At 43.8% G+C, this 16,414-nt stretch carries 16 protein-coding genes and 1 pseudogene; 9 read left to right on the top strand and 8 right to left on the bottom strand.

The genetic code is table 11. The features are described 5' to 3' along the window. Positions 1 to 76 precede the first annotated feature (76 nt). The gene (locus AB6D93_RS15995; protein WP_102332345.1) at positions 77 to 1,102 is read right to left on the bottom strand and encodes an IS110-like element ISVisp6 family transposase; all 1,026 of its coding nucleotides are present in this window, start codon (positions 1,100 to 1,102) and stop codon (positions 77 to 79) included. Between the two features lie 102 nt (positions 1,103 to 1,204). On the opposite strand from AB6D93_RS15995, the gene AB6D93_RS16000 reads away from it, so the two are divergent. From AB6D93_RS16000 to AB6D93_RS16015, 4 genes are all read left to right on the top strand, one after another. Continuing rightward, positions 1,205 to 2,341 (top strand): hypothetical protein, encoded by a 1,137-nt coding sequence (locus tag AB6D93_RS16000; protein ID WP_102332346.1) that lies wholly within the window; start codon positions 1,205 to 1,207, stop codon positions 2,339 to 2,341. 132 nt (positions 2,342 to 2,473) lie between these two features. Further along, positions 2,474 to 4,099, top strand: coding sequence for a DUF4435 domain-containing protein (locus AB6D93_RS16005; protein ID WP_102332347.1), 1,626 nt, complete (start codon positions 2,474 to 2,476; stop codon positions 4,097 to 4,099). Between the two features lie 195 nt (positions 4,100 to 4,294). Next, complete coding sequence (locus tag AB6D93_RS16010) at positions 4,295 to 4,576, top strand: type II toxin-antitoxin system Phd/YefM family antitoxin (protein ID WP_011080399.1); 282 nt, start codon at positions 4,295 to 4,297, stop codon at positions 4,574 to 4,576. Further along, positions 4,573 to 4,860: a type II toxin-antitoxin system RelE/ParE family toxin gene (locus tag AB6D93_RS16015; protein ID WP_017064044.1), complete on the top strand. Its 288-nt coding sequence runs from the start codon at positions 4,573 to 4,575 to the stop codon at positions 4,858 to 4,860. Before AB6D93_RS16010 ends, AB6D93_RS16015 begins: the two co-directional genes overlap by 4 nt. Positions 4,861 to 5,010: 150 nt before the next feature. Here the strand turns inward: AB6D93_RS16015 and AB6D93_RS16020 are convergent, their stop codons facing one another. Further along, positions 5,011 to 5,289: a type II toxin-antitoxin system RelE/ParE family toxin gene (locus AB6D93_RS16020; RefSeq protein WP_102332348.1), complete on the bottom strand. Its 279-nt coding sequence runs from the start codon at positions 5,287 to 5,289 to the stop codon at positions 5,011 to 5,013. Then, the gene (locus tag AB6D93_RS16025; RefSeq protein ID WP_017059448.1) at positions 5,286 to 5,570 is read right to left on the bottom strand and encodes a hypothetical protein; all 285 of its coding nucleotides are present in this window, start codon (positions 5,568 to 5,570) and stop codon (positions 5,286 to 5,288) included. Before AB6D93_RS16025 ends, AB6D93_RS16020 begins: the two co-directional genes overlap by 4 nt. A gap of 185 nt (positions 5,571 to 5,755) precedes the next feature. Here AB6D93_RS16025 and AB6D93_RS16030 point away from each other — a divergent pair, with 185 nt between their 5' ends. After that, positions 5,756 to 6,457 carry a lipoyl protein ligase domain-containing protein gene (locus AB6D93_RS16030; RefSeq protein WP_017059449.1) on the top strand — a complete coding sequence of 234 codons (702 nt, stop codon included), beginning with the start codon at positions 5,756 to 5,758 and terminating at the stop codon, positions 6,455 to 6,457. A gap of 105 nt (positions 6,458 to 6,562) precedes the next feature. Then, positions 6,563 to 7,570 (top strand): LacI family DNA-binding transcriptional regulator, encoded by a 1,008-nt coding sequence (locus AB6D93_RS16035; protein ID WP_017059450.1) that lies wholly within the window; start codon positions 6,563 to 6,565, stop codon positions 7,568 to 7,570. Between the two features lie 73 nt (positions 7,571 to 7,643). On the opposite strand, the gene edd is transcribed toward AB6D93_RS16035, so the two are convergent. Together edd and AB6D93_RS16045 are read right to left on the bottom strand one after the other, a co-directional pair. Further along, on the bottom strand, positions 7,644 to 9,440 hold the full coding sequence (gene edd / locus AB6D93_RS16040; RefSeq protein ID WP_102332349.1) for a phosphogluconate dehydratase: 1,797 nt from the start codon (positions 9,438 to 9,440) through the stop codon (positions 7,644 to 7,646). Next, complete coding sequence (locus AB6D93_RS16045; RefSeq protein ID WP_017059452.1) at positions 9,437 to 9,961, bottom strand: gluconokinase; 525 nt, start codon at positions 9,959 to 9,961, stop codon at positions 9,437 to 9,439. The genes edd and AB6D93_RS16045 overlap by 4 nt, the downstream gene beginning before the upstream one ends. 242 nt (positions 9,962 to 10,203) lie before the next feature. Between AB6D93_RS16045 and ascF the strand changes: the two genes are divergently transcribed. From ascF to AB6D93_RS16060, 3 genes are all read left to right on the top strand, one after another. After that, positions 10,204 to 11,682: a PTS cellobiose/arbutin/salicin transporter subunit IIBC gene (gene ascF / locus AB6D93_RS16050; RefSeq protein WP_017064040.1), complete on the top strand. Its 1,479-nt coding sequence runs from the start codon at positions 10,204 to 10,206 to the stop codon at positions 11,680 to 11,682. A 71-nt stretch (positions 11,683 to 11,753) separates the two neighbouring features. Beyond that, positions 11,754 to 13,190: a 6-phospho-beta-glucosidase gene (gene ascB / locus AB6D93_RS16055; protein WP_102332350.1), complete on the top strand. Its 1,437-nt coding sequence runs from the start codon at positions 11,754 to 11,756 to the stop codon at positions 13,188 to 13,190. Between the two features lie 31 nt (positions 13,191 to 13,221). Further along, the gene (locus AB6D93_RS16060) at positions 13,222 to 13,839 is read left to right on the top strand and encodes a bifunctional 4-hydroxy-2-oxoglutarate aldolase/2-dehydro-3-deoxy-phosphogluconate aldolase (RefSeq protein ID WP_065583747.1); all 618 of its coding nucleotides are present in this window, start codon (positions 13,222 to 13,224) and stop codon (positions 13,837 to 13,839) included. A 90-nt stretch (positions 13,840 to 13,929) separates the two neighbouring features. On the opposite strand, the gene AB6D93_RS16065 is transcribed toward AB6D93_RS16060, so the two are convergent. The 3 genes and pseudogenes from AB6D93_RS16065 to AB6D93_RS16075 form a co-directional block, all read right to left on the bottom strand. Further along, entirely contained in the window at positions 13,930 to 14,805 is an 876-nt protein-coding gene (locus AB6D93_RS16065) for a radical SAM protein (protein WP_102332351.1), read from the bottom strand. A gap of 217 nt (positions 14,806 to 15,022) precedes the next feature. Next, on the bottom strand, positions 15,023 to 15,844 hold the full coding sequence (locus tag AB6D93_RS16070) for an SDR family NAD(P)-dependent oxidoreductase (RefSeq protein ID WP_102320416.1): 822 nt from the start codon (positions 15,842 to 15,844) through the stop codon (positions 15,023 to 15,025). Between the two features lie 210 nt (positions 15,845 to 16,054). Beyond that, positions 16,055 to 16,213, bottom strand: a pseudogene (locus tag AB6D93_RS16075) (enoyl-CoA hydratase/isomerase family protein); the annotation flags it as partial. Positions 16,214 to 16,414: the final 201 nt, after the last annotated feature.

A 16,414-nucleotide genomic window follows, 5' to 3' on the forward strand; every position in this document is an offset into this window, starting at 1 on the left:
GGTCTTAACCTATCTCCATCATTAGCGTCTGCAATGACCCGGTGGGTTTAACTCTCTATGCTGCTTAGGTTTCTACTTAAGCAGCATAGTTTTCATATTCGGTTTGATTGTGTAAAAGCGACCATATAATTCGTGCGTTCTTCGCGGCCAGTGCCACTATTGCTCGGTTCATTCCTCTTCGTTCTAGAACGCCGCGACACCACTGACTTAACTTATCTTGCTTGTCGCCAAGGTTGGCAATCACGGTCCTTGCGCCATGAACTAATAGTGTTCGTAAGTATTTATCACCGTGTTTGGTTATTCGGCCTAAGCGAGGTTTTCCTCCTGTGGAATATTGCTTTGGTACGAGTCCTAGCCAAGCAGAGAAATCACGGCTTTTATCAAATTGAGAACCATTGCCTATCGAAGCAAGTATCGCAGTAGCGGTTTGCGGCCCAATACCTCGAACTTTCATCACTCGTTGAACATTAGCGCTGACCTTAGCAAAAGAGTCGAAGACTTGTTCAGTATCGGCGATACGTTGATTCAACTCTCCAAGGTGGTGATAAGCATCGGCAATCACCGTTCTTGCGAGATGTGGCAGTTCATTTTCTGCATCTTCAAGCATTAAGGGAACGTGTTTCATCAATGAAGAGCGACCAACGGGAATGATCAACCCGAACTCAGAAAGTAGGGCGCGCATGCGATTCATAAGCGCGGTGCGTTCACGAACCCAATGCTCTCTCATTCTATGTACCGATAAGATGGCTTGTTGCTCGGGGGATTTTACGGGTACAAAGCGAGTTGATGGACGCTGAACAGCTTCGCAGATAGCGACTGCATCATTAAGGTCGTTCTTCCCTTTAGTTCGATAAGGAACCACGTATTTAACGGCCATGATACGGGCGTCGTGCCCAAGTTTATTGAGTGTTCTTGCCCAATAATGTGCACCACCACACGCTTCAACGCCTATACGCATGAGTGGCATATTTGCTATTGTAGTCAGTAGTTTAGAGCGAGTTACCGATTTATGAAGTATGACCTTACCATTTTGGTCTACGGCATGAAGACTGAAGTGGTTTTTAGCTAGGTCGATACCGCAGAAATAAGAATAATCAGACATGGTGCCTCCGATGCATTTAAGTACCACATAAGTGTGGCAGATCCTCGGTATGGGGAATCCATGTCATTCGTTAGGGCTCTCCGGATAATAAAAGGAATATACATGTCAGATTTACCAAAAAGTATTCAAGTTATTTTTGAAAATAACCCCCAGCTCAAGGAGTTAATACCCAATCCTACTTTGGTGTCAGATTCATCATTCGTATCTGCTTTTAGTCAAAAGCTAGGGCGTTCGTCTGTAGTTGAAGAGGGGGAATGCTTTTATAAAGTTGTCTTTAAGAAAAACTCTTCCAGAGAATTAATGACAATTAATAGTGGGGAGTTGAAAGGGTTGCTTACATCTACATGTATTGAGAAAGGGAAAATCAGTGATGTTGCAGGGCTAGAAAAGGTAGAACTAGATAACCAATCAGATCTAATGCCGACTTTGTTAGGTATTAGCCTTTATGGCTCTATTCAAAATAATTTGTCTTATATTTCTCACTTATGTGTTGATATTAGAAATCACCAGATTATTGAGGAGCAGGCACGGTTTGAAAGGATTTCAGAAACTATAGTAGATAGTTTTAAAAGTATTCCTGACATAGCACTAGACAGGTCAATGCGAGATGTATACTTATCTCGCATAGTAAAAAATAATGACGATTGTTATGAGATGTATATTTCTCAAAGACAGGGATTTAATGACCTTATTGAGTCAGAGCCACGAGAGTATTCTACGGGATTCCGCTATTATTACACAATGCATAATGGTCAGCGGTTTTATCCGGATCAGTTCTTCGAGAGTAAAGTTTTAGCTCACCCTGTATTTTCAGTTTTTGAACGTTTGGTAGCTGGGAGAATTTGCGAAATAGTTCTAAGTGGTAATTATTCAGATAGCAATATTCAAAGGCATAAAGACTTCATAAGTCGGGTTCAGACTGAACTAGAAAAAATCATGGAATATCGCCTTAATGCATTTCATAGATTTACGGAAGATCAAAAAAGAAAAATTGAAGAAGATTTGAGTTTGTCTGGTTATGATCGCAAAGAACTAAATGATCAATTAGTGGAGCATATTGGCTTTGTTGATCGAATAGAAAACAAAGTATCTGGTTTGTTAGAAGCGAAACTAGATGGCTTTAATATTTTAGCTCATCTAATGGAACAAGATGAAATAGATGTATTTTTAATCGATGGCAAATTGCTTGTAAGTAATACGGAATTAAGCCCTAACAAATTGCTTAAGAGCGATTCGTAACGCGTGGCATTTTTACTGTGCGGTGGCTTTTGTGGTTAAGGCGCTGTGCGGTAACTCTTATATTGCGTTACTCACACCTTAGCAAGGCGTTATGCCACACTAAAATTTTCAACTACAAAGGTGAAGTTTGAAATGGGAAAAAACAATAAATTCACATTAAGTTTGCCTAATAATGTGAATGGTTTATCTGAAATAGAAACGTTGAATAGTCTACTATTTATTGGTGCCAATGGTTCAGGGAAAACTCGATTAGGAACATGGGTTGAATTTAATTCCCCACAAAAAGAAAAAGTACATCGTATATCAGCTCAAAAATCATTAGCTATGCCAGATAGTACAACTCCGCGTTCTATTGATGAAGCTGTTTCCGACCTTTTATTTGGTTATCCAGATGCGATTAATCAATCTAGTCCTTCGTCTTATAAACATTCTAACCGTTGGCAAAGAAAACCTGCAAATACAATGCTAAATGACTTTCAAAAACTAATGGTCTACTTGTTCTCAGATCATACTGAGGAAAGCGCTAAGTATCTTGCTGAGTCAAGGTTATCGAATGAACGAGTAGCACCTCCGACTACTAAATTGGATAGAGTTAAAGAAGTATGGGAGAAAATTTTACCTCATAGAGAACTAGTCCTAGGTGGTTTAAGAATTCAGACTAAAGTGAAGAATGATGCAGCATCAGTTTATAACTCATCGGAAATGAGTGATGGAGAACGAGTCATTTTTTATTTGATTGGGCAATGTTTATCGGCCCCTACTGATGGCATTATTGTTATTGATGAGCCAGAATTACATTTACATAAATCGGTACAAGCGCCATTGTGGGCTGAAATTGAGCGGCAAAGGCCTGATTGTTTGTTTGTATATCTAACACATGATGTTGATTTTGCTGCATCTTTTAAAGATGCTAAAAAAGTTTGGCTAAAATCATATGATGGAAATACCTGGGACTGGGATATAGTACAAGAAATAGATAATTTACCTGAAGAATTATTGATCGAGATTCTTGGAAGTAGAAAACCTATTGTATTTGTTGAAGGAGAAACGGGTAGTCATGATACGACATTATATCGAATGTTATTAGATGACTATTTAGTCATACCAAGAGGTTCGTGCTCTCAAGTTATAGAGTCGACTAAGGCTTTAAGAAACAGTCAGCAACTCCACCATTTATCAGCTTATGGCATCATCGACCGTGACAGAAGGGTTGACGATGAAATTGCTTCTTTAGAAGAGTACGGTGTTTATACTCTAAAAGTTGCAGAAGTGGAAAATTTATTTTGTACAGAAGAAATATTGGCAATAATAAGTGAGCGTTTAGTACGAAATAAAGAGGATGACTTTTCAGAGATTCGTACATTTATCATATCACGCTTGAAATCTGAGCTAGAAAATCAGATTTCGTTAAGAACAGTAAGTGAAATAAAGTTTCGTTTGAACTTGTTTGATGATAAAGCAAAGGGTATTGATGGCTTAGAAACAGCTCTGGTTGGTTTAACTTCATCAATAGATGTTCCGTTTATTTATAAGCAAAATGAATCGTTATTTGAACAGATAATATCGACATCAGATTATAAATTACTCTTGAAAATTTATAATAGAAAGTCACTACCTAAGCAAATAGCCCAAAAAGTAGGCTTAAAGAATGATGAATTGCCAGAGTTTGTCATTAGAATGGCAAAAAGTGGTTTAGTGGCAGATGTGAAAAGAGCACTGAAACCTTACTTTGGGGGGTTTTCAAAATACATGGCATAACAAAGTAATCAACACGATTTACTACATTCGCCATTCTGGGTTTGTCTTTAGTTTCAGTGGTTAAGGCTGTAAAATTCAGTTTGGTCAATGTCGTAGTAAACGTGTTATTGCGGCGTAACACAAAATCAGGCTATTGCTCAAAATTGCTATTTGAACTATTATTTGTACATTAAATTGTACCATAGGGAGTTCAACATGAGCCGCATCCATTTTGATCAAGATATTCAGCCTTTGTCTGAATTTCGTGCTGGCGTGACGTCATTTATTAAACAGATTAACGAAACTCGCAGACCACTAGTTATCACACAACGTGGTAAGGGTGTTGCGGTTGTCCTTGATGTTGCAGAATATGAAGCAATGCAAGAGAAGATCGAGTTACTGGAAGAAATGCGTACTGCTGAAGCACAATTAGCTTCAGGTTTAGGTGTTTCCAATGAAGACGCTCGTGCTCAAGTGCTGGGGCGCATTAAGAAATGAAAGTAGTCTGGTCACCACTAGCATTACAAAAGTTAGGTGATGCAGCCGAGTTTATTTCACTGGATAATCCAGTGGCGGCAGAAAACTGGGTTAATGAGGTCTTCGATAAAACAGACCTTCTCTCAAGTATGCCTGACATGGGACGAATGGTTCCTGAGCTACCTCATACCAATTACCGCGAAATCTTGTTTGGTCACTATCGAATCATATATAGCCTCAGCCATGAAATTCGCGTCCTTACAGTACGAAATTGTCGTCAGATACTAACGGAAAGTGACGTGTAGCAATTGTGTTATAACAAGCAATTTAAGAGGGATTCACAACGCTTGGCACTTTTGCTCCTACTTCAAGTTAAGTGTTTATGGCACAATGCTTTAGGTTTGGGTGGAGGCGTTGTTCACCCCTTAATTGGGCTAGTTGCCCAGAGGAAGTAATCAATCCATTGGGAACTTTTGTTTCTGGTGGAGTACGCGCATAATTCGGATAATGTCGCCTTCGATCCAATAGGAGACGATCATTGAAATCTCAGGAATTATAAGTAATTGCCCACGAATGCCGTCTCTCTGTACACCCATTAGAGGCTGCTCAAGCAAGTTTTCTACTTTTGTTTCAATGAGGTTGTCAGCGTTTTCTGCCGCATCAGGGGTGAAGTCATAGATAAACTCAAAGATCCTTTCACGATCATTGAGTGATTCTTCTTCCCATAAAATCATTGCTTACCTCGATTACGTATTCTGGCTTTGCGTTCTTCCATTCGAGATTTAGCAGTTTGGTGTTCAACGAAAACGGATTCTCCTGAGTCAAACTTCTCAAATGCTAGGTTTACTTGTTCAGTTAGCCATGCATCGTGAGATAATGTCTGTCTTTGTTGCTCAGCGAGTTGCTCAGTAAGCTCACGGCAAGCACCACTCAGTGTGCGACCTTGGCTCTCAGCCATCTGTTGAGCTAGGCGTTTTGTTTCTTCATCAACACGAAATTGAATTCTAGTGTCCATGATGTATTCCTTTATTGGTGTGTGTACAAATGTTAGCACTCACCTTTGAGATGGGCAACTGACAAGCTACTATGGCGCCAATAACTAACTTTTGGTGCTATGTTTCATCGCACATAGTCCCATATCTCATCAACCATTGCAGAACGTTAAATGATAGGTCACCACAATCTGTAGAGGAAAGTGCATTGAAGTTAACCAATAAACTCGTACGTTACCCGCACATTGATGTTGATCGTGCGTTTGAAAAAGAAGCTGAATTATTGCAGCAAATTCAGGCGGGTGAGATTGGGCAAGCCTTAATGTTGTGGCAAGCAAAAGCGCCGACACTTGTTTTGCCCGCAGGTAAAAAGTGGCCTGTGACCGTAGAGTCTAGAAAACAACTCGCGGCACAAGGTTGGCAACTCACCTCACGTAAAACAGGCGGCGCTCCCGTTCCCCAACTGCCGGGGATCATTAACTTATCGCACATTTACCATTGGCCTCGTGATGAAGCCTACAACATCCAAAAAGCGTATCTACATCTGTGCAATGTCTTAACCCTGTTTTTTAAAGAACTGGGCATCGATGTGGATGTACACGCGACTCCCGGTTCTTATTGTGATGGTGACTACAACCTCAATATCAATAAACAAAAAATAGTGGGCACGGCGCAGCGTGTTTTGCTTAAACAAGGGGGCGGCCAAATCGTACTTTCGCAAGCTTGTATCTTGTTGGATGTCGACCTAGAGAACATCGTTGCACCCGTAAATTTTTATAATCAAGTTTGTGGCAATCCAACCGTGGTGGACGCGCAAGTTCATACTCCGTTGTCCGCACATCTGACAACTCTACCCAACGTAGACTCACTCTTTCAGCAGTTAAGCCAAGCTTTCATCAAGCATGCGTGATACCAACCTTTCGTTAACGCCATGCTAATTTGTCGGATGGGTTGAACTTAAGGCGGTGAGAACTTTATAATGTTACTTGTAACATAATAAAGAGTTCAAATAGTTATGACAGAACAGCAGAAGAAAACTCGAACCACACTTCAAGATGTTGCAGACAAAGTGGGGGTCACAAAGATGACCGTCTCTCGTTACATGCGCAATCCCGATTCAGTCGCAGCCAAAACTCGCGTTAAAATTGCAGCGGTTATTGAAGAGATGGGATACATCGAAAACAAAGCGCCAGCTATGCTCTCTAAATCGTCGAGTAAAGCGATCGGTATCTTGCTCCCTTCGTTATCAAACCAAATCTTTGCCGCGTTTGTTCAAGGTATCGAAACGGTTACTAAAGAGAATGGCTACGAGACGTTGCTTGCTCACTTTAGCTATGATGCTGTGGAAGAAGAGGAAAAGATTGCTTCGCTGCTTTCGTATCAAGTTGATGGGTTGATATTGACGGAAAGCCACCACACCCCCCGCACGTTACAGATGATCAAGAATTCAGGTGTTTCTGTTGTTGAAACGATGGAACTCCCAACCAATCCGATCGATATGGTTGTTGGCTTGGACCATATTGATGCTTCTTACCATGTCGTGAAGCGAATGATTGAAGCTGGTAAACGCTCTATTGCTTACTTTGGCGCTCGATTGGATGCGCGAACCAAGTTGCGTTTGCAAGGCTATGACAAAGCGATGTATGAGGCTGGATTAGAGCCTAAACACGTGTTGACTGAACAGCACTCTAACTTCTCTTTGGCTGAAGATCTGCTTGATCGCGCTCTTGCGGATTACCCAGATCTAGATGGCGTGTTCTGCACCAATGATGACATCGCGATAGGTACCTTGCTCATTGCCCAGCAACGTGGAATCCAAGTGCCGCAACAGCTATCTGTGGTGGGCTATAACGCGTTAGATATTGGTCAAACCATACGCCCAAAACTGACTAGCGTGGATACGCCACGTTATGAAATAGGTAAGAAAAGTGCCGAGCTACTGCTTGCCCGATTGAAAGGTGAGCCAGTTACGGAAACGGTAGTGGATATGGGCTATCGCATCACTGATGGCGAAAGCGTTTAACCAAGTATGGTGGAAACTGAAAGGGGCATCGAAATGATGCCCCTTTTGCTTTTACATTTAAGTAATGACACAGCTAGACGATAAAACTCGCCCCTTGTTCTGCACTCGAAACGCTTTGGCGCATCACGCTAAATAGGTTGCGCCCCATGGTTTGCTGGTTGGCGTCTGCCTCAAATACCTTCGCTTGGCGAGATTGCATGTCGTTGAGGTTATTGAGTTCGCCACTCGCGCAATCTAAGCGCAGGATATCGCCTTCGCAAACAAGCCCAATAGTTCCTCCTCGAATAGCCTCTGGTGAGACATGAATCGCGGATGGGATCTTTCCTGAGGCTCCAGAAAGGCGCCCATCAGTAACCAGAGCCACTTTAAACCCTTGTTTCTGAACATTACCTAGAATCGGCATGAGCTTATGCAGTTCAGGCATACCGTTCGCAGCTGGTCCATTATTTATCACCACAACAATGCAATCTTTGTTGAGCTCACCTCGTTGATACGCAGCTTCTACCTTATGTTGGCAATCAAAAACTACCGCAGGTGCTTCTATTACACGTCGCTCTTCTGCAACCGCTGACACTTTAATCACTGCGTTGCCAAGGTTCCCTGAAAGGACTCGCGTTCCGCCTGTGCTTTGGAATACCTGTTCTTGGCCTGCAATTACCTCTGCATCTGCCGACTGTTTGCACTTTTTCCACGTTAGCTTTCCATTTTCAAGTTCTGGAATACTCATTTGATCTTCAAACGAGCCAAAGGTAGGTGTGACATCTCGGTGCAGTAAGTTGGCTTGATCTAAACGGCGTAACAGCGCGGGAACTCCTCCTGCCGCTTGGAACGCATTCATATCTGCTGGGCCGTTGGGATAAACTCGAGCAAGTAAAGGCACCACATCGGATAGATCGCTGATGTCTTGCCAAGTCAGAATAAATCCTGCTGCGCGTGCTACTGCGACCATGTGAATGCTGTGGTTAGTGCTGCCACCTGATGCGAGTAGGGCAACAATGCCATTGATTAAGCTTTTAGCGGTAAAGACTTCAGAAAGCGGGCGGAAGTTTGCGGCTTGTGGTGTCATTGAAGCAATTTCAATGGCGGCATGCTGAGTGAGTGATGCGCGCAATTTAGAGTCAGGATGAATAAACGCTGAGCCCGGAAGCATCAGCCCCATCGCTTCAAATACCAGCTGATTGGTATTGGCTGTGCCGTAAAAAGTGCAGGTGCCCGCTGAGTGATAAGCGTTGCACTCCATATCCAGTAAGGCACTTTTTCCTACCTTACCAGCCGCGTATTCTTGGCGAATATGTACTTTCTCATCATTGCTGATGCCCGTTGCCATCAAGCCCGCCGGAACAAAAGCGGTGGGTAGATGTGCAAAAGAGAGCGCGCCCATCAGTTGTCCTGGAGCTATCTTGTCGCAAATACCAAGTAATAGGGTTGAATCAAACACGTTGTGACTCAGTGAAAGAGCGGTCGATTGAGCAATCAAGTCCCTTGAAAACAAAGACATATCCATGCCTGGTTGCCCTTGAGTTACCCCGTCGCACATCGCAGGAACACAGCCTGCTACTTGAGAGGTGTGGCCGAACTTAGCTAACGCCTTTTTGATCTGATCTGGATAGTGTTGATACGGCTGGTGAGCGCTTAACATATCGTTGTAAGAGCTGATTAACGCCACATTGGATTTAGTGAGATCAAGAATCGAGCGTTTCTCATCGGAGCAAGAAGCTGCGACAGCATGAGCCAAGTTGCCGCAAGAAAGCCCTTTACCACCTTTGCCAGCAGAGGCTTGGTGTTGGGTTCGGTTTAGAAACGCTTCATGAGTCTCTTTGCTTCGTTCAATTAATCGTTGAGTCACCGCTTGGATGGTTGGAAGGGTCATGCTGTTTCTGCCTCATCAGTCATTGAAAGCACAATCGCAGCACAGTCCACAACGTCATCAATATCGCCATCAATGCTGATGACAACCGTATCTGGCTCGTGATCGGGTCTTTCTAATGTTTCGAACTGGCTTTTAATCATGTTCTCTTTCATGAAGTGGCCTTGGCGCTGACGCATTCGATGCAAGATCAGGTCAATGTTGCCATCTAAAAAGAGAAAGGTGAGGTTTTTGTTCCCTTCGCGAATTTGGTCGCGGTACTTCTTCTTCAACGCAGAACACACAATAATGCCGTGCTCATTTTTACTTTCTAGGCTGTACGCTGCATCACGAACGCGTTCCAGCCATGGAATGCGATCATCATCATTAAGAGGTTGGCCTGACGCCATTTTTTGAATGTTTGCTCGAGGATGAAGGTCGTCACCATCAATGAACTTACGCCCAAGTTTTTTTGCCAACTGCTCGCCTATCGTGCTTTTCCCACAAGCACTGACACCCATGACGATGACACTACTACCAGCCATAACTCAATCCTCTTAACAAATTTGCGCGTGATCTCAATTTTGAACATCGCTTGTAAATATGGCTTTATCTTATAAGCGTTACCGGTAACATGTTACCGGTAACTTAAGGAAGTGTGATGAAGGACACAAAACAACAATTCACAACAATTGTGATTGTTTTTGCATCCTACTGACGGAAAATTAGTCACATCTCACTATATTCGCGTTTAAAAATCACTGGAAAGAGATCTTTGGGGGATAAAATGGCCAACGATTACCGCGCAATTGCGAAATCTGTTGTTGAGCATCTTGGGGGCAAGACAAATGTGGCTGCCCTAACACACTGTATGACTCGACTACGATTCGTTTTACACAGCCAAGATGGCGTCGATATTAACAAGCTAAAAGCACTGAAAGGTGTGATGGGTGTTGTTGATAATGGAGACAAAGTACAAGTTATCATTGGTAACGAGGTATCGTATGCATACAAAGAAGTGATGGCGCTTTGTGAGCTATCCACTGTATCTGAGTCAGAGGTTCCTGCTAAAAAAGAGAAGCTAACGGCTAAGTCAATTGGTGCGAAAATGTTGGACGCACTGGTTGGTACCATGTCGCCTCTTATCCCAGCAATCATTGGCGCTTCAATGGTCAAACTGCTCGCCATGGTACTTGAGATGCTGGGCTGGGTTGAGCCAAATGCACCTACCTTGATTATCTTGAAAGCGATTGGCGATGGCGCCTTCTTCTTCCTACCGGTTATGGTTGCCGCTTCCGCATCGATCAAATTCAAGACCAATATGTCTCTTTCCATTGCGATTGCCGGTGTCTTAATCCACCCGAACTTTATGGAATTGATGGCGCAAGCAGCAGAAGGCAAGCACGTTGATTTCTTCGGTATCCCAATCACGTCAGTGAAATACACCTACACGGTTATTCCTGTACTTGTGATGACTTGGGCTCTTTCTTACATAGAACGTTGGGTAGATAGCATTACCCCTGCTGTGACTAAAAACTTCCTGAAACCTATGCTTATCGTATTGATTGCAGCTCCGGTTGCTATCGTACTTATCGGTCCATTTGGTATTTGGGTTGGTACTGCACTTTCAGCGCTTGTTTACACAATTCATGACACATTAGGTTGGTTGTCGGTTGCTATCATGGGCGCACTGTGGCCTCTACTAGTTCTTACTGGTATGCACCGTGTATTTACTCCAACGATTATTCAAACCATTGCTGAGACGGGTCGTGAAGGTATGGTTATGCCTTCAGAAATCGGTGCCAACCTCGGTATGGGTGGTGCGTGTCTGGCTGTTGCTTACAAAACCAAAAACAGCGCACTAAAGCAGACATCATTAGCCGCAGGTGCTTCAGCTATCTTCGCCGGTATCTCTGAGCCTGCATTGTACGGCGTGCTTGTTCGTCTGAAACGTCCACTTATCGCAACAATGATTACTGGTTTTATCGTAGGTGCATTAGCGGGCATGGGTGGCCTTGCGAGTCACTCGATGGCAGCACCAAGCTTGTTTACGAGTGTTCAGTTCTTCGATGTGAATGACCCAATGAGTATCGTTTGGGTGTTCGGTCTGATCGCATTGTCTATTGTTCTGTCATTTGTTCTAACCCTAGTTTTAGGCTTTGAAGATGTTCCAGAAGATGATGCCGATGAGAAAGCAACTTCAGAGTCAGCAAACAAAGAAGCTGGTAAGGCAGAAGACAAGCCGACAGTAGTGTCCGCGTCTTAATTAGAGTTGATTAATTTATTCAGTCACCTTACTTCCGCGTAAGGTGACTTTTATTGTTTCCGAGGTATTCGATGTCAAACATTCAATTTCCCGAAGATTTCTTATGGGGCGGCGCTATTGCTGCAAACCAGTCTGAAGGCGCTCACTTAGCGGGTGGTAAAGGCCTAACAACCGTAGATATGATCCCTTATGGTGAGAACCGCATGCCAATTAAGCTTGGTCAGGTTGATAAGGTGACGCTCAGCGAAGACGAGTTCTACCCAAGCCATAACGCGATAGACTTTTATCACCGTTACAAAGAAGACATCGCCTTGCTGGCAGAGATGGGATTTAAAGTCTTCCGCGTATCCATCGCTTGGAGCCGAATCTTTCCAAAAGGTGACGAGCTAGAGCTAGAGCCGAACCAAGCTGGCTTAGATTTTTACCGTGATGTTTTTGAAGAGTGTAAGAAATACGGTATTGAGCCGCTCGTTACCTTGTGCCATTTCGATGTGCCTATGCACTTGGTCAACGAGTATGGTTCGTGGCGTAATCGTAAGATGATTGAGTTCTTTAGCCGTTACGCGAGAACCTGTTTCGAAAACTACAAAGGCTTGGTGAAATACTGGTTAACTTTCAACGAAATCAATATTTTACTAGCGAGCCCGTTTTCTGGTGCTGGATTGTTGTTTCAGGAAGGCGAAAATCACGATCAAGTGAAGTACCAAGCAGCTCACCATGAGCTAGTAGCAAGCGCTTTGGTAACCAAGATTGCCCATGAAGTTGATGAGCAAAACCAAGTGGGTTGTATGCTGGCGGGCGGTAACTTCTATCCATATTCATGTAAGCCAGAAGATGTGCTGATGGCTATGGAAAAAGACCGCGAGAACCTGTTCTTTATCGATGTTCAATCGCGTGGTTACTACCCATCTTATGCTCAAAAAGTGTTTGATAACAAAGGTGTGGTGCTTGAAACACAAGATGAAGATTTCGAGATTCTAAAGAACACCGTCGATTTCATTTCTTTCAGTTATTACGCTTCACGCTGTGCTTCCGCTGATATGAATGCAGGAAATACGAGTGCAGCGAACGTCGTTAAGTCCATCAAAAACCCTCATCTTCCAGCAAGTGATTGGGGCTGGGTCATTGACCCTACAGGTCTTCGAATTACGATGAACACACTCTATGACCGTTACCAGAAACCACTTTTCTTGGTAGAAAATGGCTTAGGTGCTCGTGATACCTTGGATGACAATGGAGAAGTGAACGATGATTACCGCATTGATTACCTTCGTCAGCACATTGTTGCGATGCATGAAGCAATGGAAGACGGTGTACCATTGATGGGTTACACACCTTGGGGTTGTATCGATCTTGTTGCGGCGTCGACCGGAGAGATGAGCAAGCGCTATGGGTTTATCTACGTGGACAGAGACAACCTAGGCAATGGTACGTTAAATCGTATTCCTAAAAAGTCATTCCACTGGTACAAAAAAGTGATCGCAAGCAACGGCAGCGACTTGGCTTAATTTGTCTGTTTGATAATGAGAGAAATGAACAATGAAAACAATTGAACAGCGACTCAGAGATATTCGCATCGTTCCGGTGATCGCCATTAATGACGTTGCTCAGGCTGTGCCGCTTGCGAAAGTACTGGTTGAAAATGGCTTGCCTTGTGCTGAAGTGACATTTCGTACAGAAGCGGCAGCAGAGTCGATTCGTTTGATGCGTGAAGCTTACCCTGAGTTACTGATTGGCGCAGGTACTGTGCTGACTACAGAGCAGGTGGATACTGCCATTAATGCGGGTGTTGATTTCATTGTCAGCCCAGGTTTGAATCCAACCACAGTCAAATACTGTCAGCAAAGAGGGGTTACGATTGTTCCTGGAGTGAGTAACCCAAGCTTGGTTGAACAAGCAATGGAAATGGGGCTTAAGACACTAAAGTTCTTCCCTGCCGAGCCATCTGGCGGTGTCGCAATGTTGAAAGCGTTGACGGCTGTTTACCCGGTTAACTTTATGCCTACAGGCGGTGTAAGCCCAGCGAACGTTGAGTCTTACTTAGCACTGAAATCAGTCGTTGCCTGCGGTGGAACTTGGATGGTACCGACAGACAAAATGGACAAGGGTGATTGGGATGGAATCGCAGAATTAGTCCGAGCGGTCGGCTCCAGGTAGTTCGATAGAGAGCGACATAAGTAGAAAATGAAAGGGCCAGCTGATACTGGCCCTTTTTGTGGCTGCTTCAAACGATGTAGAGGTTACTCGTTACCAAGCAAAGGTTTTAATGACGTTTTGCTTAGTGATTGGGTTGTGAGCGATGTCTTGATTAATCTTATCAAGAAACGGCTTACGAGCCTGAGGCAACATGCCACGCATTGGTGAGATGTTATTGCCGTGGTCGCCCCAGTAGTAGCAATCGAAATCTTCTAGATTTTCGAGCAAGTATTTTTCTTCTTCCAGAATCTGCAATGGCGTTGGTAAAACAAACTCGCCACGGTTTACTCCTTTTTCCAGCACCGATCCCGGTTGAACGGCTAAAGCCATCGGTGCAATCGCATCTGGCTGCATGATGTTCAGCAAGCTGGTGGTATTAATCGCATGCTCGACAGAACGCTCTTTGCCGCCAAGGCCAAAGATAAATGAAGCCAGCACCTTGATGTCTGCTTCACGGGCTAGGTTCATGCCTTCAATCGCATGCTCACGCGTCATGCGCTTTTGAATGCGTTCAAGCACAATTGGGTCACCTGACTCCAAGCCTGAATAGGCCATGCTTAAACCTGCCGACTTAATCTCTTTCAGTTCAGACAAGCTCTTACGACGGAAGTCATTGAACCCTGAATATAGAGAAATGTTCTTGATCTCTGGGAAGGTGATCTTGATGTAATCCAGAATCGAAATCAGCATCTCGGTTCTAATCGCCATCACGTTACCATCGACTAAAAAGATAGACTCTACATGCGAGTAGATCTTTCTCGCCGCGTCAATATCTTCAAAGATGTCTTTGATGTCTCTTACTTTGAAACGCTTATCATCAAACATCGTGCAGAAGGTACACTGGTTATTACTGCACCCCAATGTTGTCTGGATGAGTACGCTCTCTGCTTCCATCCAAGGACGATAAACTTTACCTTCAAAACGCATAAATGCTCCTCGGCCGTAGCCTGTGTTGTTTCGACGGGGGCAAGTTTAGCAATCTGCATCTTGGGTGATAATTGGGCAAAGCGGGGAATCAGTATTAAAGAAATCTTAATAATCGAAAGAGCGCGCAGTTCTTTGTCTGTATAGATAGAACTGCGGCTTGGATTGTGTGTGTGGTGGTGGGGGGGAGTGTTAGTGGTCGTTTTTTACTAATGAATGATCAGTGCGTAACGCACAGCTTTTCTTCGAGTAATTGATTAAGCACTGTCACCAGCTTGTGGTTCTTAGTGTTGTCTAATGCGTCGGCGTGCGGGTCTTTGAACAACCCAGAATCATTATCAAAATATTGACCAGAAGCGTTGGCAAACTCATCACTGAGCGCAGCACGACAAAGAATATCGGCTCCAATCGCAAGGTCGTTGCCATCAACGCCATAAGCATCTTTCACTAATTTACTACCAAGGAAAGAAGCTGGGTTTACAGGGATAATTGCGGTGCCTTTGTCTAAAAGAGTATTGGCTAATTCGATGGACCACATCGTTAGCGCGAGCTTACTTTGCGCGTAAACCGGACCATCAAGTTCGCCCGCATTCGGACTGATTAATGCATCTAGATCTACGGGTGCTTGGGCTGCTGAAGATAGGTTGACGATACGACCTGTCGCATCAAAAAGAGGAAGCAGCTTTTGTGTCAGTAGATACGGCGCAATGGTGTTTACGACAAAACGCACATCAAGATTGTCTGGAGTGGTGATGTCCGACACTTTATACACACCTGCGTTGTTAATGAGTATATCGAGTCGTTTGTGATCGCTTTTGATTTGGGTTGCGAGCGCCTCAACTTCAGAGAGCGTCGATAGGTCTGCGATGTAGCTTTCGATGATTGCATTCTTAGACAGGCGAGACAGAGCGGTCACGACTTTATTGACCTTAGCTGGGTTGCGGCCATGAATTAGAACATGGTGCCCTTGCTGCGTTAGTGCTTTTGCGGTCTCTAAACCAATGCCATCCGTGGCACCTGTGATCAGAATTATTTTTTGCATATTCCGTCCTTCAAAAAATAGTTTGAACAACGTTATAACAAAGATTAATGACACATAGTTGCATTTGGCTCACAAGCTGAAGACTCAAATGTGAGTCTATGGGGCAAATAATGACCATTTTAACACTTGGTGGTTAACCGTTGGCGTTTAACGATTAAGTAAGACAATGGGTCAGTTTGTGACTGACCCAAATTAAGAGAAGTGACCGAGTTATTTGATGTCTTGAACGTTCATAACCAGAGTTTCCCAGTTACGTTGGTTTTCCATATCGTGCTCTAGGCCTTGCTCATCGGCAATTTGGAAGCGCTTAACCGCAGGGGTTTTGCTCGTAGCTTGATACAACCAATAAGCTTCCGCTTTGAGTGCTTCGGCTTCGTCAGCATCAAAGTCTCTTGCCCTTGAACATTCACAGTACCGAAGTCAAAAGTGACGGTAAGAATTCCATCCTCGGCTTGAGCTTTAAACGTTGTATAACCTTGATATACCATTTCCATATTCCTTCTGAGAGATTTCATTTCAGCCTATTCAGTGTGAATGCGACCTAAATTCAGGCTAGCGAGGAATGTTCGA

The organism is Vibrio sp. 10N.247.310.23, assembly GCF_041467155.1.
Lineage (GTDB): Bacteria > Pseudomonadota > Gammaproteobacteria > Enterobacterales > Vibrionaceae > Vibrio > Vibrio crassostreae_C.

What these genes read in the sequence shown, in the direction of transcription:
- AB6D93_RS16060 (WP_065583747.1), top strand. Translation starts at nt 13,222, where the DNA reads ATGAAAACAATTGAACAGCGACTCAGAGATATTCGCATCGTTCCGGTG.
- AB6D93_RS16070 (WP_102320416.1), bottom strand. Translation starts at nt 15,844, where the DNA reads ATGCAAAAAATAATTCTGATCACAGGTGCCACGGATGGCATTGGTTTA.
- AB6D93_RS16000 (WP_102332346.1), top strand. Translation starts at nt 1,205, where the DNA reads ATGTCAGATTTACCAAAAAGTATTCAAGTTATTTTTGAAAATAACCCC.
- ascB (WP_102332350.1), top strand. Translation starts at nt 11,754, where the DNA reads ATGTCAAACATTCAATTTCCCGAAGATTTCTTATGGGGCGGCGCTATT.
- ascF (WP_017064040.1), top strand. Translation starts at nt 10,204, where the DNA reads ATGGCCAACGATTACCGCGCAATTGCGAAATCTGTTGTTGAGCATCTT.
- AB6D93_RS15995 (WP_102332345.1), bottom strand. Translation starts at nt 1,102, where the DNA reads ATGTCTGATTATTCTTATTTCTGCGGTATCGACCTAGCTAAAAACCAC.
- AB6D93_RS16045 (WP_017059452.1), bottom strand. Translation starts at nt 9,961, where the DNA reads ATGGCTGGTAGTAGTGTCATCGTCATGGGTGTCAGTGCTTGTGGGAAA.
- AB6D93_RS16065 (WP_102332351.1), bottom strand. Translation starts at nt 14,805, where the DNA reads ATGCGTTTTGAAGGTAAAGTTTATCGTCCTTGGATGGAAGCAGAGAGC.
- AB6D93_RS16035 (WP_017059450.1), top strand. Translation starts at nt 6,563, where the DNA reads ATGACAGAACAGCAGAAGAAAACTCGAACCACACTTCAAGATGTTGCA.
- AB6D93_RS16015 (WP_017064044.1), top strand. Translation starts at nt 4,573, where the DNA reads ATGAAAGTAGTCTGGTCACCACTAGCATTACAAAAGTTAGGTGATGCA.
- AB6D93_RS16020 (WP_102332348.1), bottom strand. Translation starts at nt 5,289, where the DNA reads ATGATTTTATGGGAAGAAGAATCACTCAATGATCGTGAAAGGATCTTT.
- AB6D93_RS16010 (WP_011080399.1), top strand. Translation starts at nt 4,295, where the DNA reads ATGAGCCGCATCCATTTTGATCAAGATATTCAGCCTTTGTCTGAATTT.
- edd (WP_102332349.1), bottom strand. Translation starts at nt 9,440, where the DNA reads ATGACCCTTCCAACCATCCAAGCGGTGACTCAACGATTAATTGAACGA.
- AB6D93_RS16005 (WP_102332347.1), top strand. Translation starts at nt 2,474, where the DNA reads ATGGGAAAAAACAATAAATTCACATTAAGTTTGCCTAATAATGTGAAT.
- AB6D93_RS16025 (WP_017059448.1), bottom strand. Translation starts at nt 5,570, where the DNA reads ATGGACACTAGAATTCAATTTCGTGTTGATGAAGAAACAAAACGCCTA.